We start from the raw sequence: 22,619 nt of genomic DNA on the forward strand, positions 1-22,619 counted from the left end.
GTCCTAGCCCAAGGCTAGGACGCTCTCTTTTTATAAAAATGTACGTTTGACGCGGTCCCAATACGTATTGTGCTTCATTTTGACGGTTTTGATGACATCATCACTTAGTTTGATGGTCAAGTCCTGGATGTTACGGATGGAGAAGGCCTCGTTATCCATGCCAATAACTGGGTAATCGTTGCCGTCTTGGCGAACATCAAGCTTGAGCGTTCGTTCCCCGCTCAAGATAAAAGAGGAGCCTAATGTACGGTAGCGGTTGTTGTTCAACGAGGCTAGTTCACTCACTTGGAAGCAAGGTAGCTTCGGGTCGACTACGGCTCCTTTAGTAGACTTATTGTATCCTGTACTTCCCGTAGGTGTTGCAATGACAAGGCCGTCCCCTCTGAATGTTTCGAAGTGCAAGTCATCAATGTGAACATCGACAACGATCGATTTGATTAAAGTGGAACGGACGCTGCACTCATTCAGACATTTAAAAGTAGATTCTCCGTTGACGGTAGCTTCGATGATCGGGAAGCGTCGCACTTCCACTTCCGCGTTCTTCATTGCATAGATCATTTCTTCGTGATCATCAATGTTGAAGTCGCAGTATAATCCAGCTTCGTTATGGCTTCTGATGCCTACATATAGACAATCCTGTCTGAATCCCGTTTTTCTTACTGCTTGTAAGAAAGTTCCGTCACCCCCGATAGCCAAAATGATATTGGCTTCTTCCGGATTTTCTGTTAGGTGGAAATCATTGTCTTGTGCTAATTGGAACAACTCTTTCACTTTCTCGTCCAGCTCTTGACTTGGATGGTAATAGAAATAAAGGTTTCTGCGTTGATCGGACACTATGAATCCTCCTTTATGTAGTAGCTGTAGCTATTTTATCACGTTCGTTATGAAACCGCACTCAATATTCATACAAGTTTGTCAATTGCGTCGTTGTTGAATCCCATTGGATTATTCGATATGGTTACAATAGAAGAATGAAGAACGCAACACACTGAAGGCGCATTTTGTTGAAGAACAGATGCGTCGATTTCTTTTGAAAAATTAAGTTTGAAGGAGAATGACGATGAAACAAGAAAACGTCGAACAACTCTTCCAATGGATCGATGATACCGCAACGGACGTGTCTCATGACATGAATATTACCTATCTAGAGGCCATTGCTGAAACATTAGATGTCTTGTTCAATGGACATCCTTTTGACGATATGGACAAGAACCTCCAGACCAAATTGAACAACGAGCTGACCAAAATCTCTAAAGATGATTATCAGAAAGAAGAAATCAGAAAAGCGGTGCAGCTGACCATCCTTAAAGGGATGAAAGGTGCCACTCAGCAACAACACCTGATCACTCCTGATTCCGTGGCCATGTTCATGGGCTATTTAGCATCCAAGCTCTTCGAAGGGAGAGAACAGCTTAAACTGTTTGATTTAGCATCAGGGTCGGGTAACTTATTAACATCTATCATGAACCAGCTGGAAATGCCGCTTACAGCATATGCAAGTGAGGTGGACCCAACGTTGATCCAGCTAGCTGTAACGAACGCTAATCTACAGAAGAACCATATCGAATTCTTCCATCAGGATAGTCTTCGCCCGTTCTTAATGGAGCCGGTCGATCTCGTCCTAGCTGACTTACCAGTTGGGTATTATCCTGACGAAGCGACTGCATCTAAGTATGAATTGAAAGCAGAAGAGGGCATGTCCTATGCTCACCACTTGTTCATTGAGCAAGGATTAAGTTATACAGAAGAAGGTGGGTATTTGATGTTTATCGTGCCTAACTTCCTGTTTGAAAGTGAGCAATCCAAGCAGTTGAATGCGTTCTTAAGAGAACACGCTCATATTGTTGGCATGCTGCAATTATCTGATTCATTGTTCAAAAATGAAAAACATGGTAAGAGCATTTTGATATTGCAGAAGAAAGGCGGAAATACGAAGCCACCGAAGCAAGCTCTCTTAGTCCAGCTTCCTTCTTTCAAGAACCCGGAAGCTATGGCAGATATACTCGCTCAGATGAACCAATGGTTCGATCAGTATAAGGCGAGATAATTGTGTGAAAATAGAGAATATAAGAAGTAAACGTTATCATGTTCTTTCCGCCTTGAAATCGCATGAAACGGGTGATTAAATAGTAGTGGTAGAAACAAACGAACCTAATTTTAAGGGGATGAGCAACGTTGAGTAATAAAATTCTAGCTATAAATGCAGGTAGTTCCTCACTGAAGTTTCAGTTGATCGAAATGCCAGAGGAAACAGTCATTACAAAAGGCCTCGTTGAACGAATTGGTCTAGATGACGCCGTTTTTACAATCGAAGTGAACGATGAAAAAGACAAAACGGTTACAGATATTCCAGATCACGGTAAAGCAGTGACAATGCTGTTAGACAAGCTTACAGCTAACGGAATCATCGAATCCTTAGATGAGATCAATGGAGTAGGACACCGTGTCGTACACGGAGGGGAACGCTTCAGCGAATCTGTTCTTATTACAGATGAAGTTATTCAGGAGATCGAAGAAGTATCTGATCTTGCGCCTCTTCACAACCCGGCTAACTTAACGGGAATCAATGCATTCCGTGAAGTGCTGCCAAACGTCCCTCACGTAGCGGTGTTTGATACAGCATTCCACCAAACGATGCCTGAACAGTCCTACCTATACAGCCTGCCTTACGAATACTACGAAAACTACGGAATTCGTAAGTATGGTTTCCATGGTACTTCTCACAAGTACGTTTCAGAACGTGCAGCAGAAATGCTTGGACGTCCTGTTGAGCAGCTTCGTCTACTATCTTGCCACCTAGGTAACGGTGCAAGTATCGCTGCAATCGAAGGTGGCAAATCCATTGATACTTCCATGGGCTTCACACCTCTTGCTGGTGTAACAATGGGAACTCGTTCTGGTAACATCGACCCTGCCCTTATTCCATTCATTATGGAGAAGACAGGCAAGACAGCTAACGAAGTGATGAATGTCTTGAACAAAGAGAGTGGTATGCTTGCCCTTTCTGGATTCTCAAGTGACCTTCGTGACATCGAAGAGTCTGCTAAAAACGGAGATGAGCGTGCAGAGCTAGCACTTGAGGTGTTTGCCGCACGAATCCACAAGTATATCGGTTCTTATGCATCTCGTATGCACGGAATTGATGGAATCATCTTCACAGCAGGTGTTGGGGAAAACAGTACGTCCATCCGTGAACGTGTCTTGAAAGGCCTTGAGTTCATGGGCGTTTATTGGGATCCATCTCTTAACCAAGTTCGTGGGAAAGAAGCATTTGTCAACTACCCACACTCTCCAGTTAAAGTTATGATCATTCCAACTAACGAAGAAGTCATGATTGCACGTGATACAGTCGAAAAAGGACTATAAGAGCTTTTTTATAAAAGTGGTTTCCTGCTGAAAATAGTAGGGAACCACTTTTTTTGTAGATAACAGGTGGCTTGCTCTTTTGTTTTAAGTAGGGATACAATATAGAAAAGGATAATGGGTAGGAGGTCATTGCAATGTCTCGAGAACGTATCACCCAGGATGTTAAGAAGTGGTTGGACCAATATCATTATTATGAACCGAATGACTTTGAAAAGATCTATGATGATTGGTTGATTCAGAATTTTGACCGCATGGATCACGGGATAAGGGAAAAAATGTTCTCTAAGCTGGATGATTGGTTTTTTCACACACACGCTTTTTTACAGGGTACCTCTTTTCAGAATGATGCTAGAGCAAGAATCTTGACTGTAGGTCGTGCTATTTCAGGGGACATTCATAATATTGAAGACATGAAGCATGCTCTGACAATTGACCAATTAACCTACATAGCAGAACAGCATAAGGCGAGAGGAAGGTTGTATTCTTTCACACAAGGCGGATTGACGGGCACAGGAGGGTGGTTGCTGCTGGGGCTCGATTTTCCATTAATGATGGTGATGAACATTCGGGCTGTCCAGTTGATTGGATTGACATTCGGTCACGAGATGAATCATCCATATGAGATGATGATTTCATTGAAGGTATTTCATGCTGCAACGCTTCCGAAAAGGCTACAAGCGGAAGCATGGCGTGAGTTAGTTAAAGAAATTCAGGATAAAGAGCATCCGTACATTTACGGTGGGGACGATCGACTGACGAATGAACAATGGTTAGAACAGCCGATGAAACAGGCATTTAAGTCTCTCTTCATAGTGATGTTCCGCAAAAAACTGGTTCAAGGTCTGCCTTTTATTAGTATTGCGATCGGAGCCTATTCCAACTACCACCTGACACGAAAAGTAACAGACTTTGCATTGAGGTTTTATCAATATAGACATTTACAATGGACGAAAGGGGAAACTTGATGGCTGTAGAGGACCACAAAAAACATGCTCCTGCAAGAGTCCGGTGCATGGTGGTGACAATTAGTGATACTAGAACAGAAGAAACAGATAAGAGCGGCAAACTCATGATGGACTTGGCAGAAGCGCAAGGACACCAGATTGTCGATTACCGAATCGTCAAAGATGAGTTTTCAGCGATAACAGAAGCCGTTCAGAGTGGAGTACAAAGTCAAGATGTGGACGTGATTTTGACAAATGGGGGCACGGGGATAGCTAAAAGGGATGTGACAATCGAGGCAGTTCAGTCATTGATTGACAAAGAAATTCCCGGGTTCGGGGAACTATTCAGGATGCTTAGCTATACAGAAGATATCGGCTCTACAGCGCTTCTATCAAGAGCAGTGGCAGGTGCAAAGGGGAATAAGGCAGTCTTCTCCACGCCAGGCTCAAGTGGTGCCGTTCGACTGGCAATGGGAAAATTGATTGTACCGGAACTCGCTCACGTCGTAAGGGAACTGAATAAAGACAGCTGATAAACAAAAACGAGACGACCATTCGGCCGTCTCGTTTTGTTTACGCTTCGTCTTCTACTCGGTCAGGTCTGACTACCAATACGTCGCATGTTGCATAGCGGGTGATGTGCTCGGAAACACTACCGATGAAAAAGCGTTCCATCGTGCTTAATCCAGTTGCTCCGCAAATGATCAAATCCGCTTTATACTTAGGGGCTACTTCTTTGGCGATCTTCACTTTAGGGGAACCGTACTCGATATCAATCACAACATCTTTGATACCCGCTTCTTCCGCTTTCTTCTGATAATCATTCAGTAACTCCGTTGCATACTTCTCCGCACGGATAGCGAGAGAACGGTCATACGCTTCCACCGTTGCAAATGCTCTAGTATCAACAACATGAGACAATATCAACTTAGCTTCGTTACGGTTAGCAATATCGATGGCTTTGTTAAAGGCAACCTCTGCCGTTTCAGATCCGTCCACAGCCACCACAATATCTTTGTATTCAAATGTCATTTAAGATTCCCCCTTCCTTGTTAGTATTATTATACCACGTCATTTTTTGAGTAATGCGAATAATTCGAACTAATTTGTGAAAAGTAGTGAGGGGGTGATGAAAATGGCTGAGAAAAAACTGAAAAATCCTATCGAACAAGAGATGGAACAAGAACAGCAGCTGATGAATGCTTTGAATGAGAGTTATCAGTCAGGTGCTGCCACGGAAAGAGAAAAACATTAAAAAAAACCTCCCTTCCGAATTTGATGGGAGGTTTCTATATTTAAGCACCCCACGTCTTCCCTTTCATGATAAGAGGGTAGAGGAACGCGACAATTATAAAGGTGGTGAACCCAGGGGACCATGCATCTGGAAGCAGGAAGTATAATATTCCTCCAAAAATGATGTGGAACATAGCCCATGGGTTGATGCTTGATGTCTTAGTGAGTTGAGCAAGAGCCTGTTCGTTCAAATAAAGACGTTTGACGATTAAATAATCACTCGTGATGACAGCTGAAATCGGTATGATCAAGCCCCCTAGAAGAGATATATAGGATTCTGCTTCATTGACCAGATCCGGAAATCCGCTCAGTATGACCCCCACAGTACCGAACAAGACCGCACTCTGTACACGGGTTAAACGACTGAATGTGTTCAGGAGGCTGTAACCACCGGTGTAAGCATTGCTGATATTGATCGAGACCATGGAAATGATAGCCGTCAAGGTGATGATTGCAATGAAAATCGGTGATTGCGTTTGTTCACTTGAAGAGACATAAGGGTTTATATCCTGGTAAAGAAAAGCAGAGGCACAACCGATGAAAGCAGTAATGAAAAATCCAATTCCATTCCCTACTAGAAGCCCCCAAAAACCATGAGTCGGTGTCTTTGCGTATCTTGTCATATCTGCAGAAGCACTAACTCCGGATACATATTGGACAAAAGCGAGACTGGCAAAGAAAAAGAAGCTCGGCCAAGAGATAGATGTTGAGCTATTGGCAAGCGTAAGCCATGAACCCTGCATATCATTTGTAGTAAAGTATAGATAGATCATCGTTCCTTCACCTATGAGAAGAAGAGGAAGGAAATAACTTGTTGCCTTTTTAACGGCGTCAAAGCCGATAATGGCAAGCACAACCATCAGGATAGAAAGTGGGATAGAGAATAGTAGAAACGGTATTTCTTTGCCTGAAATTCTAATGATTAACTGCTGGATGACATATGTACCACCAATTGTCTGCACACTGAACCAGTACAAAGAAGTAATGCTCCGTATCGGAGAAGATAAGTACCGTGCTCCTTGTACACCAAGCATTGTCCGGATCGCATATTGCGCTGGAATGCCTAGTCTTGCACCAGGTAATGACAAGTAAGATACAAACAAGAATCCTAATAGCGCTCCAATACAGGTGGAAATGATACCTGCCCAAAAAGATAGTCCGCCTTCCAACACAGCAAGAGCTGGAACGAGAAAGTTACCAGCGTTTGCTGCGATAGCGATTTGTATAATGGCAAATCGGTACCAGGGAGTATTCTGCTGATCCTTAGGGACCGATTCTAATCCTATTGTCTCAATCATCGACTTGCGGGGGTTTGCACCCATGAGACTTCACGTCCTTTCTGCCGCATTAATTGTACAGAAGGCTATAAAACTTGTAAACAAAGTGAAACTAAAACATACCAATGACAGAAGTAACGGAGGAGGAATGTAATGTGAGGCACGCTATTATTACGGCTGGCACAAAAGGACTTGGCAAGAAAGTGACGGAACGTTTATTAGCCAAAGGTGTTTCTGTCACAGCAACTTACAGAAGTGACCGCGATAAAGCGCTCGAATTATTGGAGGAGTTTCCTAGTCAAAAGGAATCGATCCAGTTGCTCCAAGCTGACGTTACCAATACGTCTGACTTAGAGCGTGTAGTGAAAGAGGCAATTTCCAGGTTCGGTCGGGTGGATTATTTAATTAATAATGCTGGACCTTATATTTTTGAACGAAAAAAATTGATGGATTATTCGACGGAAGAATGGGAAGCTATGGTTAGAGGTAATCTTGATGCGGTGTTTCACCTTATGAAGCAGACTGTACCTCATATGAGGGAACAGCGTTTTGGTCGGATTATCAACTATGGTTTTCAAGGAGCGGGTGAGGCATCGGGCTGGATCTACCGTTCCGCATTTGCTGCAGCAAAAGTCGGACTCGTATCGTTAACGAAGACTATTGCTTATGAAGAGGCGGAGTTCGGTATCACTTCGAATATGATTTGCCCGGGTAAGATATTGGAAGAATGGAAAGAAGCATCGATTGAAGATGGGAAGCGGGTGAAAGACGAGGAAACTCCGATCGGAAGACCTGGTACGGGAGAGGACATTGCCCGTACAATCGAGTTTCTTTGTCACGAAGATTCGGATATGATCACGGGTACTATTTACGAAGTAACAGGCGGTCTTGACGTCATTCATCGACATTTATGAACAAAGCGAAAAAAGAGTTGTTTTCCGTGTCGATTTTGTTACAATGAAAGGGCTTTCATGCGTGCGAACATCGAAAGCAGTGGGATACAGAAAGAATGGAATGGGAGGTAGACGACCGTGAAAATCGGAATACCAAGAGAGATCAAAAATAATGAAAATCGTGTCGCTATGACGCCTTCAGGAGTCGTCAGTTTGACGAATGAAGGTCATGAAGTATTCGTTGAAACACAGGCAGGAATGGGCTCTAGTTTTACGGACGAACAGTATGTCGAGGCAGGAGCAACAATTGTATCGACAGCTAAAGAAGCGTGGAGCAAAGAAATGGTTATGAAAGTGAAGGAGCCACTTCCGGAAGAATTCGATTATTTTTATGATGGACTTATTTTATTTACTTATCTGCACCTAGCTCCGGAACCGGAATTAACGAAAGCGCTCGTTGAAAACAGAGTAACAGCAATTGCCTATGAGACGGTTCAGGCACCGAATGGTTCTCTCCCTTTATTAACGCCAATGAGTGAAGTGGCAGGACGAATGGCCTCTCAAATCGGTGCTCAGTTCCTTGAGAAGTCCTATGGAGGAAAGGGTGTTCTCTTGGGAGGTATTCCTGGCGTTCGCCGTGGTCGTGTGACGGTTATCGGTGGAGGAGTCGTAGGGACGAACGCTGCGAAGATCGCGATGGGGCTAGGTGCTGATGTGACGATCATCGACTTGAGCCCGGAACGCCTCCGTCAATTAGATGACATTTTTGGATCGGATATCAATACCCTGATGTCTAACCCATTGAACATTCAAGAAGCTCTGGAAGAATCGGACTTAGTAATAGGAGCAGTTCTCATTCCAGGAGCCAAAGCGCCGAAGCTTGTAAGTGAAGATGTTGTGAAATCCATGAAAGAAGGCTCTGTCATTGTAGATGTAGCCATCGATCAAGGAGGTATCTTTGAAACAACAGATCGAATTACAACGCATGATAACCCGACTTACGAAAAACATGGCGTCTTGCATTATGCCGTTGCCAACATGCCAGGTGCAGTCCCACGTACATCGACAATCGGATTGACAAACGTTACGGTGCCATATGCCTTGCAGCTTGCCAATAAGGGATATGTCAAAGCCTGCCAAGATAACGAGGCCTTGTTGAAAGGAATCAACACGCTAGAAGGGTATGTAACGTACAAAGCAGTTGCAGAGGCACAGGATTTGCAATTTGCTGATGCGAAGAATTTAATTAACAAGTAATAGAAAAGCCGGCAGCTCATTCTGCTGGCTTTTTCTTATGAAGGAAAACTTTCAAAGCGTATTTAAGTGTCAGGATGGTCAAAGCGATAAAAAAGAAAATCCTACATCATGGTTAAAGAATCTTGTTATACTATACTTAGGGAATACAGGTTAACGAACGAAAATAAATAAAATATCGTAAAAACGTGAAACCTCTGTACCGACTCAACCGTACATACAGGTACACGAGGTCAAAGTGGAAGGAGAGGTGAGCACTTGGGATTCTTTTCAAAGTTGTTCTCAAACAAAAAAGAAACGCCTGAAGTGAAAGAAAGAACTGTATTGAACATTCAAATTGGTGACATTATCACTTACGATCTTGTGGATTACGAAGTCGTGGGGAAAATCACATACCGGGATGGTTCTTACGAATGGTATGCCTATCAGCTCCTTGAAGGAGATTCAACAAAATGGTTGTCTGCTGAAATGGACGATGAACTCGAGTTAGGCATATATGAAACAGTCAAACTGCCGGTGTCCTTGCCATTCCCTAAGAAGTTAGAGTATGAAGGTGCCACCTACTTTAAAGATGAAGAAGGGGAAGCTAGAGTAACGGGAGAAGGTCGAAGTCAGAATATAAACGGACGAACAACTCGTTATGCAGATTATGTGGCAGAAGATGAAGGCAGTTATTTGAGTTTGGAATCATGGGGTAGTGAGGTAGAAGTCAGTTATGGCTATGATATCGAATCCTATGAGATTAAAATTATCGCTGGTTCAAAATAATAAGGAGGCATTTACATGTTCAAGTTTTTCAAACGTGTTAAGACAGTAGTAGGTTCTGAGTTGAATACCATGCTAGACAAGGCAGAAGATCCGGTGAAAATGCTAGATCAATTCATGCGCGACATGGAAAGCGACATCCGCGAAGCAGAGGCGGCAGTTGCCAAGCAAATTGCAAATGAAAAGATGTTGAAGCGTAAATATGATGATTCTCAAGCATTAGTTGACAAACGTATGCAACAGGCAGAAAAGGCTATTGAAGCAGGTAATGAGGACTTAGCTCGTCGTGCACTTGAAGACAAGAAGAACCAACAAGAGCAGGCTGAGCAGTTGAAAGCTTCTTGGGAACGTGCTCAGGAAGACTCCAATAACCTTCGTTCGAAGCTCGATGATATGAAAAAAGAATATCAGGAGATGAAGCTCAAGAAGGATTCCTTGAAAGCTCGTGCTGAATCAGCGAAGACGCGTACGAAGATGAACCGTACAATGTCTAATATCGGAGGCGACGAATCACGCCAAGGGTTCGAACGCATGGAAGAGAAAGTTCTGCGTTACGAAGCGGAAGCGGAGACAAGTGAAGACATGTCTCAAGAGAGTCGTTCTCTTGATGATGAGTTCGATGCGTTGGATGATAAAGACAGTGTAGACGATGAACTGGCTGCATTAAAGAAAAAAATGAATAAAGAATAATCCTAACTTGTCCGAAATAAGGAATAGAGTGACGTGCCTGACATACGCTGTTAGGCACGCACTATTTTTCTGAGAGAGGAGGATCTTACATGAAGGACTTTGCTGGAATAATTGTTGTCGGAATTATTGCTATTGTTCTGTTATTCAACGTTTTCGGCCCGGATAAAAACCCGCTTAGAGGGATGACTGGTTCTAACGTAGAAGATACATATAATGAATTACCGGATGAACCGGATCGTAGTGAAATTATCAATACAATTGATCAATTTAACGGAGATTCGAATAATACATCCTCATCGATAGAAGAACTCATTCAACGTGCTTTTCCTTTACTAGATACGGTTCAAAGTGATAATGGTGTATCAAAGATTTATATGACACGAGAATTGACCCTGCCGGAAGTGGCAGACCAGTTATCAGATCAAGTGCAGCCTCAGGAAATAAGTGAGCGGCAGAGTGATAAACAAGTTCTTGTCTATCCAGAAACATTTGTTATCATACAAGAAAGTAGTGAAGAGCCGGGACTTGTCACTATTGAACTTGCTGGTGATCAGTTTGTACGGAACAATTATTCTCCGAGCTTTTTCGACGGACTGCTTGCTTATTATATTTTGGACGAAGTACTGGATGTAGACGATTGGTTCAAGAAGAGAAGGAATACATGCCGTCAAACGAATGACTGTTACGGAGGGTATGGCGTATTCGGAGGTTTGAAATCCAATAATTCTGGATCTTTCCGTGGATCTTCTAACCGCGGGGGCGGACCAGGTACAGGAAAATAAAGGAGGCTGTTAATCATGGGACCATTTATTGCAACGCTAGGTTATTTTGTGATCGCTGTTGCGGTCGTCTTAATCGGATTAGTTATTTTTGAATTTTTGACAAAGCAGTATAAAGACTGGGATGAAGTGAAAAGTGGAAACCAGGCGGTAGCGATGTCAATCGCCGGAAAAATCATCGGTATTTGTATCGTGTTGTCTTTTGCTATTTATCACAGTTTTACGGTTTGGGATACATTGATCTGGGGTGCTTATGGAATGGTACTTCAAATGATTGCGTATTTACTATTCGAGATGTTCACACGCAGCTTCTCTGTTGAGACGAAGCTAAAGGAAAACAATACAGCTGTAGGTATTATCTCCATGGGGGTCTCGATCGGTCTTGCCTTTGTAATTGGTGCTTCCATTACATAACGCTGACGGTCCTCATATATGTCAAAAGCCACTAGGATAGTCTCCATAGTGGCTTTTCTTACTTGTAGTATGTGTTATAGGAGTGAAAAGGTTGGAAGCAAGTAACATCAGAAAGAGTCACTTTATTTATTGGGCATCAGGGATTGTTTCCATTTGTGGTATTATTTTCGAGGTTCTGTTCGGAGCGCTTGGCTCTTATATCCTTGGTGATGGAGTGAAGCAGTACACATTGACAATCAGTCTGTTCCTTACTGGAATGGGCATCGGTGCAAGCATGAGTGAAAGGGTCATGAAGAATCTCATTATCACCTTTGTATGGATCGAGTTCATGGTCGCCCTTATTGGAGGGTTTTCGAGTTTTGCCATGTTCGGAATGACGGCATTCGCCCCGTCTGGAACAGACGCCTTCCTATTGTATTTGATTACATTTACCATTGGTGCGCTGACAGGTGTGGAGTTGCCTATTCTGATTCGGAAAGCGAATGAGATAGGTGTCGAGCTTAATCGCAGTACGGCTCGGGTACTATTCTCAGACTATGCAGGTGGATTAATAGGCGGCTTGCTGTTCGCCTTTTATTTACGGCCGCAAATGGGAATGGTCAAGAGTGCCTTCTTCGTTGCGTGTATTAACTTGGCAGTAGCTTTAGTTGTACTCTATTTATTCAGAAGAGACATTAAGCGAATGGCCCTCCATGTTTCATCTGGAGTCGTTATTGCCGTGTTACTGATCGCTGGGTTGTTCTTCGGCGAAGAAATGGCGTTCTCCTTTGAACAGAAACTCTACAAGGATCCTATAATCCATATGGAAGAGAGTGCCTACCAAAAAATCGTAGTCACGAAAGAACAAGGCGATACTCGTCTTTACCTGAATGGCTCACTTCAATTCAGTTCTTCCGATGAATATCGGTATCATGAGACGCTTGTGCATCCGCCAATGGCCTATGCAAAATCCCACCAAAACATCTTAGTACTTGGAGGGGGAGACGGCATTGCCACAAAAGAGTTACTAAAGTATGACGATATAGGTGAAATCACACTAGTCGATTTAGATCCTGCTGTAACAGAACTCGCGGAAACAAATTACCACTTGCTTCAAGTGAATCAAGACAGCTTGTCTGATGAACGGGTGAAAGTATTGAATCAGGATGCCTTCAATTTTCTCGAGAAATCAGAAGAGTTCTACGATGTGATCATCGTAGACCTACCAGACCCGAATAATGAGAGCTTGAACAAATTGTACACACGGGAATTCTATTCGCTGGTACGAAACCACCTTTCCCCGTCAGGAGCAGCGATGATTCAAGCGACATCGCCTGTATTTGCAACAGAAGTGTACTGGACAATTAATGAAACGGTGGAATCAACCGGTCTATACACCGAAAATTTGCATGTCGATATCCCGAGCTTTGGTAACTGGGGGTTTGTCATGGCGAGCCGTGAGAAAATAGATGTCTCCGAGTTAGAAATTGGGGTGGATACGGAGTTCCTCTCAGAAGAAATACTTCCAGCCCTTACTGTGTTTGGGAAAGATGAAGATGGGGAAATCGTAACGAGTGAAGGGAAAACAGTGGCGTTAAAGCCAAACACTTTAATTGATCCTCACTTGATACAGAAATACGAGAGTGCTTGGCTTCATTATTAAGTGAGGGTGAATAATGACATAAGGAGTGGTGAGTATGAAAGTATCTTTTCATGGACATGCAGTAGTCACGGTTGAAGCAAACGGGAAAACCATCTTGTTTGATCCTTTTATCTCGAATAATGGTAATACAGATCTAAAGGCAGACGAAGTGAAAGCGGATGTAATCTTACTTACGCACGGACATAATGATCATGTTGGAGACACCTTTGACATTGCCAAGAGAAATGATGCCCAAGTCGTTGCTCCTTTTGAGCTAGCAGATTATCTGGGAAACAAGGGGCTGAATGCACACCCTATGTATATAGGCGGTGCGCATGAGTTCGATTTTGGACAGGTGAAGTTTACTCAAGCCTTCCATGGCTCTTCCTTTACAGAAGAAGATGGAACGATTGTTTACACGGGCATGCCGACAGGGATTCTTCTCACAATTGATGGGAAAACGATCTATCATGCCGGTGATACAGGGCTGTTTACAGATATGAAGATGATCGGTGAAAGAAACGACATCGACCTTGCCTTCCTGCCGATTGGAGACAATTTCACTATGGGGCCGGATGATGCATTAACAGCTGCAGAGTGGCTGAATGCAAAACAGGTCGTTCCGATTCACTATAACACCTTTGATCTTATCAATCAGGACGGAGAAGCATTTGCATCTAAAGTAAGTCCAGGTAAAGGAAAAGCGCTTAAGCCTGGTGAGTCCATAGAGCTGTAATTTACAAAGTTCAGACCTTCCATCTTTCGTGAGATGGAAGGTTTTTTGTGTGAATAGAAAGAGATTTCTGCCATTAATTGCGATGAATCTGTATCAGTTGTATAATAACAATTAAAGACAAAACGATTAGTACAGTTAGAAAGTTTGGTGGACGTGATGGCAACAAAACATGAGCAAATCTTAGAGCACATCGAATCCTTGGCGGTGGGGAGTAAAATATCTGTCCGCGGCATCGCTAAAGCGCTGAATGTAAGCGAAGGGACAGCTTATCGTGCGATCAAAGAAGCAGAGAATCAACATCTTGTGAGCACGATGGAACGTGTAGGGACGATTCGCATCGAAAAGAAGAAGAAAGAAAACATTGAGCGTTTGACTTTTGCTGAAATCTTAAACATTGTAGATGGCCAAGTACTCGGAGGTAGAGAGGGCCTATATAAAACGTTGAGCAAATTTGTCATAGGGGCGATGAAGCTTGAAGCGATGATGAGATACACAGAAGCAGGGTCGCTACTCATTGTAGGGAACCGGACCAATGCTCATGAATTGGCTGTTCAAGAGGGAGCGGCAGTACTGATCACGGGTGGTTTTGATACAAATGAAACCGTCAAACAGCTTGCCGACGAGAAGCAGCTCCCTGTAATCTCGACTAGCTATGATACCTTCACAGTTGCGACGATGATTAATAGAGCGATATACGACCAACTAATTAAGAAAGAAATCGTGTTAGTAGACGATATATATACACCATTCGAGGATTCTAAATACTTAAAGACAACCGATACTGTACAGCGCTGGTACGATTACAACTCAGAGACAAAACATAATCGTTATCCAGTCGTAGATGCCAGTAACCGTGTAGTCGGAATCGTGACTTCTAAAGATGTCATCGCTAAAGAACCTGAAGTGAGTATCAGTAGAGTAATGACTAGGAATCCAATGACGGTGCATACGACGACTTCTCTTGCGAATGCAGCCCACATGATGGTGTGGGAAGGGATTGAATTGATGCCGGTTGTCGATCAAGCGCATCATTTGCAAGGGATCATTTCGAGGCAGGACGTTTTAAAAGCTTTGCAGAACATACAGCGCCAACCTCAAGTGGGTGAAACCATAGACGACCTAGCGACTAAACAATTGGAAGTGCTCGAATCAACTGGGCGCTCTCAGCACCTTAGGTCGAAGGTGACCCCTCAAATGACCAATCAGCTCGGCACGATGTCTTACGGTGTGTTCACAACATTGGTTACAGAGGCTTCCAGCAGACTTCTTCAGAAGCATAAGAAGGGTGACTTAGTTGTTGAGAATATTTCAGTCTATTTTATAAAACCTGTGCAAATAGAGAGTGAGATTGATTTGTACCCTCAAATATTAGAAGTAGGCCGGAAATTTGCGAAAGTGGAAATCGAAGTGCATCACGAAGGTGCGATTGTCGGAAAAGCTCTTCTGATGGCTCAATTGATAGATAGATAATGAAAAAGGCGATAACCTCGTGGGTCATCGCCTTTTAGTATGCATTAAGTTGTTTGATGTTTTTGGAACTCGTTCCGATAGTGTTTCGTTGCTTTCCATCCCGTTCTTGCTTGGAAAGCTCCTAGTAATACGAATACAATCCCTATCAATAAAGATAGCTTTGTTTCATAAAACAGATACTGATTGATTCCCCAGAAGAAAATGAAGCCACCGAGGAAAATTTTCGACTTGCTGTTCAAATAGACTTGTGTAAGAGATTCTTTCGTACGAGTAACCATTACTTTGTAATAAATATATAGTACGAGACACAGTAATATAAGTATAGGGAAAAGTATCAAAATGGATCGACTCCTGAAGTGTATTGAATTTCTCTTCTTATTGTAGCTTGTTTTCATCCAAATGGCTACCTGTCAGAAAAAAACTATGGTTTAATGAAAGGAAGGAAGAAAGGAGCATGACTATGACGAAGCAGGCTATCATTAATAAAATAAAGCAATACGAAACCATCATTATTCATCGACACGTTCGGCCGGACCCAGATGCTTATGGCTCTCAAGCTGGATTGGCGAAGTTGATTGAGTTGAATTATCCCGATAAGAAAGTCTATACCACAGGCAAGGAAGATTCCTCATTGGATTTCCTCGTTACAATGGATGAAGTGCCGGACGTAGCGTATGAAGGAGCGCTTGTTATCGTATGTGATACGGCTAATCAAGCGCGTATCGATGACCAAAGGTATCATCAAGGGGCTGAGTTGATCAAGATAGATCACCATCCTGAGGTGGATCAATATGGTGATCTACAATGGGTAGATACGACGGCGAGTTCAACATGTGAACTCATTTATGAATTATATCTACATATGAAACAAGATGGAGCACAGATGAATGAAGAATCAGCTCGACTCATTTACGCTGGTATCGTTGGAGACACGGGGCGATTCTTATTCCCGAGTACTACACCAAAGACATTGTCCTACGCGGCGGAGCTTGTTCATTATGACTTTGATCGACGCAGTTTATACAATGAGATGTATAAAACCCCTTTGAATGTAGCGAGATTGAAAGGGCATGTCCTTCAAAATATAGAGAGGAAAGAACCGGGCTATGCAACGGTGAAGCTGACGGCTGATGTATTGAAAGAGTATGATATGACGGCGTCTGAAACGAGTGCCTTAGTCGGGATTCTGGGGGATATTGAGGGAATTATGTCATGGGTTTTCTTCGTAGAAGAGGAGGATTCCATTCGCGTACGACTTCGCTCTAAAGGACCGGTTATCAACGAAATCGCTGCTCAACATAACGGTGGCGGCCATCCAATGGCAGCGGGCGCTACGGCGAGTGATTGGGCAGAAACGGAAGAGATCGAGAAGGAATTACAGCAAGCTTGTATGGCGTATATCCAATAAGAAAAGACCTTCATCTAGGAAGGTCTTTCCTTTCTCTAAGGGGCGAGCTTGATTTCTAAATCGAAGGATACTTGCTCTGTAACTATCAGTTTTTTTACTTGTAGTTGATAGGTAAGCTGATCGATCACGTAGTCTTTACTTTCTATCGTAGAAATCATAAGGTCTACTTGGTCTGCAACAGTTTCAAGGTTTTGCCCATGAACGGAAGATAATAATTCTTTCACCAAGGAAGTAAGCTGGTGCTGGGTGAGAAGGTCTACTTCTAGTTTTTTTGCGTTAGTATAACGAACCTGCAACTCCCGGACTTTCAATGGCTTGTCTTCTTCCTCAGGAGGGTTATTGAGCAGGTTCTCATATTTCTTCTCTGCTTCGTGTAGTTGGGCTGAGAGCTGTATGTGCTCTTGGATGATTGTTTCTTGTTGTTGTCCATGAATAAGGATGAAAAAACTGTAGCCCACAATCGCTCCTAGCGCGATACCTGCCAGGAAACGCCTCCATTCTTTGTTTTTATACAAGGGAGGGATGTGCATCAGGTCACCTCTTCTCCTAGAAGCCACTCGAATAGCAACAATGCTGCTTTGACACCTCCCATAGCCGATACGATAATAACCATTTGTTTGAAAATGTCAAATGTCGACCCATCCAATATTCCTTTTTCAAAGTTACTGATTGCATCGAATGTTCCTCCAATAGCAGCAACAATGGCCCAAATCCTAAGTCCTTTTGCAATCCGAAACATCGATGTCAAAGGAGCCTCACCTGTTAAATAGCTTCCGATACTCCCGATAATAGTACCACCTACGATTACCCCAAAAGCGATAAAGAAGCATTGTACTATGGATACGATCATGCGGTCTTCCATTCTTGTCCCTCTTTTCGCTTGAGAATGTTCTTCTGTTAACAAAATATTCTAAAGAATTGCCTGTTATGCAAGGGGGTTTTCTATCTAAATAGATGCCGCTATAATTTATATAGAAAGAAGGTGAACCTAATGGCGTTTACTCACTTCCAAGTGAAAAGTGGATACAGCTTAATGCAAAGTACCATTAGAGTAGAAGAATTAGCTAAAGAGGCAAAAGCGTTAGGGTATAAAGCCTTAGCCCTCACAGATGACAGTGTGATGCATGGTTCCGTCGCCTTCTATCAGGCATGCCATAACCATGGCATCAAGCCGATAATGGGTATGCAATTAAACATTATTCATGACAGCCTATCCTTTCCAAGTATTCTTATTGCAAAGGATTTAAATGGATACCGTAATATAATGAAAATCAGTTCCTGGATGCAAACACAAAACATTGTGCCGGACCTTGAGCAGTTAAGGAAATATCAAGAAGGGGTTCTTACAATCGTTAAGACAGGTCAAACCCCCTGGGCAGATTGGTTTGCAAATGGTGAAGAAGAGCGCGTGCATACTGAAGTAACCGAGTGGCAGAGTGTATTCGGCAAAGAGGATGTCTTTCTGGCCATACAGGACGTTGATCTGCACGAAGAGAGACAGCTTCACCAGCCTTTAAAAACTTGGAGTGAACAAGAAGAAATCCCCGTAGTTGTCATTGGTGACGTGAGATATCTACATAAAGAGGATGCTGATTCTCATCGCTGCTTACAAGCAATCGAGAGAGGAGATCGCGTATCGGATCAAGTCTTGGATCATGGTCATCATTATCTTAAGTCTCCTATGGAAATGGAGAAGTATTTTAAAGAGTGGTGGCCGGAAGCTCTTCAGGCAACAGAGAAGATTCAAGAGAAGTGCCATGTGGAAATTGATTTGGACCAACAGCTACTTCCTTCGTACCCGACGCCTGAAGGCAAATCGGCGGACGATTACTTGCGGGAGCTGTGTTGGAGTGCATTGGATAAGTATGGAGAGTCTGATAAGGGTAAAGCGGTCGAGCGTTTAGAGCATGAGCTTCGTGTGATTCAATCTATGAATTTCAGTGATTACTTCCTGATTGTATGGGACTTCATCCGTTATGCGAGGAGCCAGGGGATTCATGCTGGCCCGGGGCGTGGTTCTGCGGCGGGATCACTGGTTGCCTACTTGTTGGACATTACACAAGTGGATCCGATTAAGTACCATTTATTATTTGAAAGGTTTCTGAATCCAGAGCGAGTGAATATGCCGGATATCGATATAGACTTCCCCGACCATCGAAGGGACGAAGTGATCCAGTACGTAGCACAGAAATACGGACGGCACCATGTCGCTCAAATTTGTACGTTCGGGACTTTCGGTGCTAGAAGTGTTCTGAGGGACTTATTTAAAGCACTTGGTATAAATGATCACGATGCTTCGTTTATCCTCAAACAAATTCCGAAGAATTCCAACGATTCCCTAGTTCGGATTGTCAGGGAATCAGATACGTTGAAGGAATATGTTCAAAATGATGAGAAACTCAAGAGGCTATTTAAGGTCGCTGCGAAACTGGAAGGGCTGCCTCGACATGTTTCTACGCACGCAGCAGGTGTAATCATTAGTGAAAAACCACTCATCCATTACACCGCCCTCATGAGTGGACAAGGTGAGGCTTATTTAACACAGCTAGCAATGAATGAACTGGAACAGATCGGGTTGTTGAAAGTCGATTTTCTAGGCCTCAGAAACCTTTCGTTATTAGAACGGATGGAACAGAAGATCCAAAAATATGAGTCAAGTCAGTTTACAACAGAATCCCTTCCTTTAAATGATCCCGATACCTTTCGATTATTGCAAGAAGGAAGGACGAACGGGGTATTCCAATTAGAGTCACAAGGGATGAAGCACGTTTTGAGAAGGCTCAAACCTTCTCATTTTGAAGATATCGTAGCGGTGAATGCGCTCTATCGCCCGGGACCGATGGAATATATCCAAACCTATGTCAACCGGAAACATGGTAGGGAGGAAGTCGAATACCCCCATCCTGAGGTGCGTCCGATCCTCGAGTCTACGTTCGGAGTACTTGTATATCAAGAGCAAATCATGCAAGTAGCACAGAAGGTCGCAGGGTACTCTTTAGGTCAAGCGGACCTCTTACGTCGTGCAGTAAGTAAGAAACAAGAAGATGTCCTTCAGGAGCAGAGACAGGAATTTATCCAAGGGTGCTTATCGAAGGGGTACAACGAAAATGTCGCCAACCTATTGTTCGACTGGATTGTGAAATTTTCGAACTATGGTTTCAACCGTAGTCACGCTGTCGCCTACAGTGTAATCTCTTATAAACTTGCATATATAAAAGCCCACTTTCCGACGTACTTCTTATCCGAGTTAATGAATGCCAATCTTGGTGACAAAGAAAAGATATCTATGTATATAAGAGAAGCAAGAGACATGGATATACGTGTATTGCCACCCGGAATTAACCGAAGCAGTCTTGTGACAAGAGATGAAAAGAAATCGATACGCTTGGGGTTGATAGCTATAAAAGGTGTTGGGTACCAAGCGGCTCAAGAAATTCTGAAGGAGAGAGCAGAAGGGGCATACAGGGGTTTGAATGACTTCTGTTTAAGGGTCACATCAAAAGCTGTGAGCCGGAGCGTAATCGAAACTCTGATCATTGCTGGAGCCTTTGATGAATTCGATACAAATAGAGCAAGGCTGCTTGCTAGCGTGGACCAGGCACTTGAACAAGGAGAGTTGTTTAAGGAATTCCAAGATCAGCCGGAATTGTTCACAGACCATTTCGGTATGGGGGAGTTTCACGATATAGAACCTTTCCCAGAGTTAAAGAAACTTTCGATGGAGAAAGATGTGTTAGGGACATACTTGTCTGATCACCCCTTAGAAGCTTTTCGTGACAAGAAAGAAAAAGATTACGAAACAATCCAAGCGATAACCAAGAAGAAAAATAAAAAGGTGCAAACGGCTGCTGTTATCGAATCTATAAAGGAAATACGGACGAAGCGTGGAGAGTCCATGGCGTTCGTTACGATTAGTGATGAAAGGGCTGAGATGGATGGTGTGCTGTTTCCTGATACGTATCGGGACGTTAGACCGTGGTTAGAAGAACAATGCCTGGTTCTCATCCGTGGAAAGGTCGAGGAACGTAGGGGTAGTCCGCAGCTGATTATTAATGGTATCGAACATTTACAAGAGACAGAGGTTTCAGCTTCTGACCAGAGGTTATTTATTAAAGTAGAGACGGAACATGAGAAAGAGTCGGTCGAACACGTCCGGAAACTCACGCAGTATTTCCCGGGAAATACACCAGTCGTCATTTTTCGAGCCGAAGATCGAAGTACGTACCAGCTGGATTATGGAGTGAATACTAGTGAAGAATTCATGAGGAAAATCCACCAGTTTTTCGATGAGGACTCTGTAGTTCTACGCTGATGGATAGAACTACTCAGTCCACCTTTTTGTATTTCTTTACACTGAATAACCATCTGTTATAATAAAGTAGTTCATGGTGGTCAGACCACCAGAGTCCGGTTGATATTTCTATTGATTAAAAGGAGCGTGTCGCCCGTGTCAAATTTGAGAGATGAAGCACTGCACATACACAGAGTAAATAAAGGTAAGTTAGAAACCACTTCTAAGGTCCCTGTACGAAATGCAAAAGACCTGAGTCTGGCATATTCTCCAGGTGTAGCTGAGCCTTGTAAAGAAATCTATGATCATAAGGAAACAGTCTATGATTATACGATGAAGGGAAACATGGTCGCTGTTGTAAGTGACGGTTCTGCTGTTCTCGGGCTTGGAAACATCGGACCAGAGGCTGCCCTCCCCGTCATGGAAGGAAAAGCAGCCCTTTTCAAGAGTTTCGCTGGGGTAGATGCGTTCCCGATTTGTTTGAACACCCGGGATATCGATCAGATTGTCCAAACGGTTAAACTGATGGAACCGACTTTCGGGGGTGTGAACCTGGAAGATATCGCAGCACCTAACTGCTTCATCATTGAAGATCGTTTGAAAAAGGAAACGAACATTCCGATTTTCCATGATGACCAACACGGGACGGCTATCGTGACAGTTGCCGGTTTAATGAATGCTTTAAAGCTGACAGGCAAGTCCTGGTCTGATATTAAAGTGGTTGCGAACGGAGCGGGTGCTGCAGGGATTGCGATCATCAAACTCTTGTATCATTTCGGCGTGCGCGACATCATCATGTGTGATTCGAAGGGATCGATCTTCGAAGGTCGGGACTATGGAATGAATGAAGTAAAAGATGAAATCGCGAAGATCACAAACAAAGACCGTGTAGAAGGTAAGTTGGATGAAGTCATGGAAGGAGCCGATGTATTCGTCGGTGTATCTGTTGGCGGATTACTTTCTAAGGAAGTCGTTGAAAAGATGAATGATGATCCTATCATCTTCGCAATGGCCAATCCTGAGCCGGAGATTATGCCTGATGACGCCAAAGAAGCTGGAGCTCGTGTCATTGGTACTGGTCGTTCTGATTTTCCTAACCAAGTGAATAATGTTCTTGCCTTCCCTGGTATTTTCAGAGGTGCGTTAGACGTACGAGCTACACGGATCAATGAAAAAATGAAAATTGCAGCTGCGGAAGCTATCGCCTCCCTCGTCAGTGATGATGAGTTGAGTGACGATTATGTTATTCCAGCTCCATTTGATTCTCGAGTAGCACCGGCTGTGGCAGCTAGCGTTGCCAAGGCGGCTATGGAGTCAGGTGTTGCGAGGCATCACGTTGATCCGGAAGAAGTGGCTGAGAAGACTAGGCAGCTCACCATGATTGATGAAGAATAAATGGTCTTATCTATAAAAGGAAA

22 protein-coding genes are annotated in these 22,619 nt (G+C 43.3%); 16 read left to right on the forward strand and 6 right to left on the reverse strand.

From position 1 onward, the window contains the following. Positions 1–30: 30 nt before the first annotated feature. Entirely contained in the window at positions 31–834 is an 804-nt protein-coding gene (locus E4663_RS03310) for an NAD kinase (protein WP_135326683.1), read from the reverse strand. Positions 835–1,060: 226 nt separating this feature from the next. Here E4663_RS03310 and E4663_RS03315 point away from each other — a divergent pair, with 226 nt between their 5' ends. From E4663_RS03315 to E4663_RS03330, 4 genes are all read left to right on the forward strand, one after another. After that, complete coding sequence (locus E4663_RS03315) at positions 1,061–2,047, forward strand: class I SAM-dependent methyltransferase (protein WP_079479415.1); 987 nt, start codon at positions 1,061–1,063, stop codon at positions 2,045–2,047. A 128-nt stretch (positions 2,048–2,175) separates the two neighbouring features. Continuing rightward, on the forward strand, positions 2,176–3,366 hold the full coding sequence (locus E4663_RS03320) for an acetate kinase (RefSeq protein WP_079479416.1): 1,191 nt from the start codon (positions 2,176–2,178) through the stop codon (positions 3,364–3,366). A gap of 134 nt (positions 3,367–3,500) precedes the next feature. Further along, on the forward strand, positions 3,501–4,331 hold the full coding sequence (locus E4663_RS03325) for an EcsC family protein (protein WP_079479417.1): 831 nt from the start codon (positions 3,501–3,503) through the stop codon (positions 4,329–4,331). Next, positions 4,331–4,843 (forward strand): MogA/MoaB family molybdenum cofactor biosynthesis protein, encoded by a 513-nt coding sequence (locus tag E4663_RS03330; protein ID WP_135326684.1) that lies wholly within the window; start codon positions 4,331–4,333, stop codon positions 4,841–4,843. The genes E4663_RS03325 and E4663_RS03330 overlap by 1 nt, the downstream gene beginning before the upstream one ends. Positions 4,844–4,883: 40 nt before the next feature. Here the strand turns inward: E4663_RS03330 and E4663_RS03335 are convergent, their stop codons facing one another. Together E4663_RS03335 and E4663_RS03340 are read right to left on the reverse strand one after the other, a co-directional pair. Further along, positions 4,884–5,342, reverse strand: coding sequence for a universal stress protein (locus tag E4663_RS03335; protein ID WP_079479419.1), 459 nt, complete (start codon positions 5,340–5,342; stop codon positions 4,884–4,886). A gap of 263 nt (positions 5,343–5,605) precedes the next feature. After that, positions 5,606–6,925, reverse strand: a complete 1,320-nt coding sequence (locus tag E4663_RS03340) for a purine-cytosine permease family protein (RefSeq protein WP_135326685.1) — start codon at positions 6,923–6,925, stop codon at positions 5,606–5,608. A gap of 110 nt (positions 6,926–7,035) precedes the next feature. Here E4663_RS03340 and E4663_RS03345 point away from each other — a divergent pair, with 110 nt between their 5' ends. The 9 genes from E4663_RS03345 to E4663_RS03385 all read left to right on the forward strand — a co-directional run bounded on the left by E4663_RS03345 (position 7,036) and on the right by E4663_RS03385 (position 15,502). Next, a complete protein-coding gene (locus E4663_RS03345; protein ID WP_241657098.1) occupies positions 7,036–7,794 on the forward strand; it encodes an SDR family oxidoreductase in 759 nt (252 codons plus the stop codon). A gap of 117 nt (positions 7,795–7,911) precedes the next feature. Beyond that, a complete protein-coding gene (gene ald, locus E4663_RS03350) occupies positions 7,912–9,030 on the forward strand; it encodes an alanine dehydrogenase (protein WP_135326687.1) in 1,119 nt (372 codons plus the stop codon). A 255-nt stretch (positions 9,031–9,285) separates the two neighbouring features. Continuing rightward, positions 9,286–9,795: a DUF4178 domain-containing protein gene (locus tag E4663_RS03355; protein WP_079479423.1), complete on the forward strand. Its 510-nt coding sequence runs from the start codon at positions 9,286–9,288 to the stop codon at positions 9,793–9,795. Positions 9,796–9,810: 15 nt separating this feature from the next. Continuing rightward, positions 9,811–10,482: a PspA/IM30 family protein gene (locus E4663_RS03360; protein WP_079479424.1), complete on the forward strand. Its 672-nt coding sequence runs from the start codon at positions 9,811–9,813 to the stop codon at positions 10,480–10,482. Positions 10,483–10,571: 89 nt separating this feature from the next. Beyond that, the gene (locus E4663_RS03365; RefSeq protein WP_135326688.1) at positions 10,572–11,264 is read left to right on the forward strand and encodes a DUF4247 domain-containing protein; all 693 of its coding nucleotides are present in this window, start codon (positions 10,572–10,574) and stop codon (positions 11,262–11,264) included. A 15-nt stretch (positions 11,265–11,279) separates the two neighbouring features. Further along, the gene (locus E4663_RS03370) at positions 11,280–11,675 is read left to right on the forward strand and encodes a DUF350 domain-containing protein (protein WP_079479426.1); all 396 of its coding nucleotides are present in this window, start codon (positions 11,280–11,282) and stop codon (positions 11,673–11,675) included. Between the two features lie 91 nt (positions 11,676–11,766). Further along, positions 11,767–13,317 carry a polyamine aminopropyltransferase gene (locus E4663_RS03375; RefSeq protein WP_079479427.1) on the forward strand — a complete coding sequence of 517 codons (1,551 nt, stop codon included), beginning with the start codon at positions 11,767–11,769 and terminating at the stop codon, positions 13,315–13,317. Between the two features lie 34 nt (positions 13,318–13,351). Then, a complete protein-coding gene (locus E4663_RS03380; protein ID WP_079479428.1) occupies positions 13,352–14,032 on the forward strand; it encodes a metal-dependent hydrolase in 681 nt (226 codons plus the stop codon). A gap of 156 nt (positions 14,033–14,188) precedes the next feature. Next, positions 14,189–15,502, forward strand: coding sequence for a DRTGG domain-containing protein (locus E4663_RS03385; protein WP_079479429.1), 1,314 nt, complete (start codon positions 14,189–14,191; stop codon positions 15,500–15,502). Positions 15,503–15,546: 44 nt separating this feature from the next. Here E4663_RS03385 and E4663_RS03390 read toward each other — a convergent pair whose 3' ends face one another. Next, on the reverse strand, positions 15,547–15,897 hold the full coding sequence (locus tag E4663_RS03390; RefSeq protein WP_338323611.1) for a YtpI family protein: 351 nt from the start codon (positions 15,895–15,897) through the stop codon (positions 15,547–15,549). Between the two features lie 65 nt (positions 15,898–15,962). Between E4663_RS03390 and E4663_RS03395 the strand changes: the two genes are divergently transcribed. Next, positions 15,963–16,910: a DHH family phosphoesterase gene (locus E4663_RS03395; RefSeq protein WP_135327556.1), complete on the forward strand. Its 948-nt coding sequence runs from the start codon at positions 15,963–15,965 to the stop codon at positions 16,908–16,910. A 35-nt stretch (positions 16,911–16,945) separates the two neighbouring features. On the opposite strand, the gene ytrI is transcribed toward E4663_RS03395, so the two are convergent. Both ytrI and ytrH read right to left on the reverse strand, forming a co-directional pair. Further along, entirely contained in the window at positions 16,946–17,440 is a 495-nt protein-coding gene (gene ytrI, locus E4663_RS03400) for a sporulation membrane protein YtrI (RefSeq protein WP_135326689.1), read from the reverse strand. Further along, positions 17,440–17,772 carry a sporulation membrane protein YtrH gene (gene ytrH, locus E4663_RS03405; protein ID WP_079479432.1) on the reverse strand — a complete coding sequence of 111 codons (333 nt, stop codon included), beginning with the start codon at positions 17,770–17,772 and terminating at the stop codon, positions 17,440–17,442. The genes ytrI and ytrH overlap by 1 nt, the downstream gene beginning before the upstream one ends. A gap of 129 nt (positions 17,773–17,901) precedes the next feature. On the opposite strand from ytrH, the gene dnaE reads away from it, so the two are divergent. Both dnaE and ystJ read left to right on the forward strand, forming a co-directional pair. Beyond that, the gene (gene dnaE / locus E4663_RS03410) at positions 17,902–21,222 is read left to right on the forward strand and encodes a DNA polymerase III subunit alpha (protein WP_135326690.1); all 3,321 of its coding nucleotides are present in this window, start codon (positions 17,902–17,904) and stop codon (positions 21,220–21,222) included. A 135-nt stretch (positions 21,223–21,357) separates the two neighbouring features. Next, positions 21,358–22,596, forward strand: a complete 1,239-nt coding sequence (gene ystJ / locus E4663_RS03415; protein ID WP_079479434.1) for an NADP-dependent malic enzyme — start codon at positions 21,358–21,360, stop codon at positions 22,594–22,596. Positions 22,597–22,619 lie beyond the last annotated feature (23 nt).

Source organism: Halobacillus salinus, from assembly GCF_004684905.1.
In the GTDB taxonomy this organism is placed as follows: Bacteria; Bacillota; Bacilli; order Bacillales; family Halobacillaceae; genus Halobacillus; species Halobacillus salinus.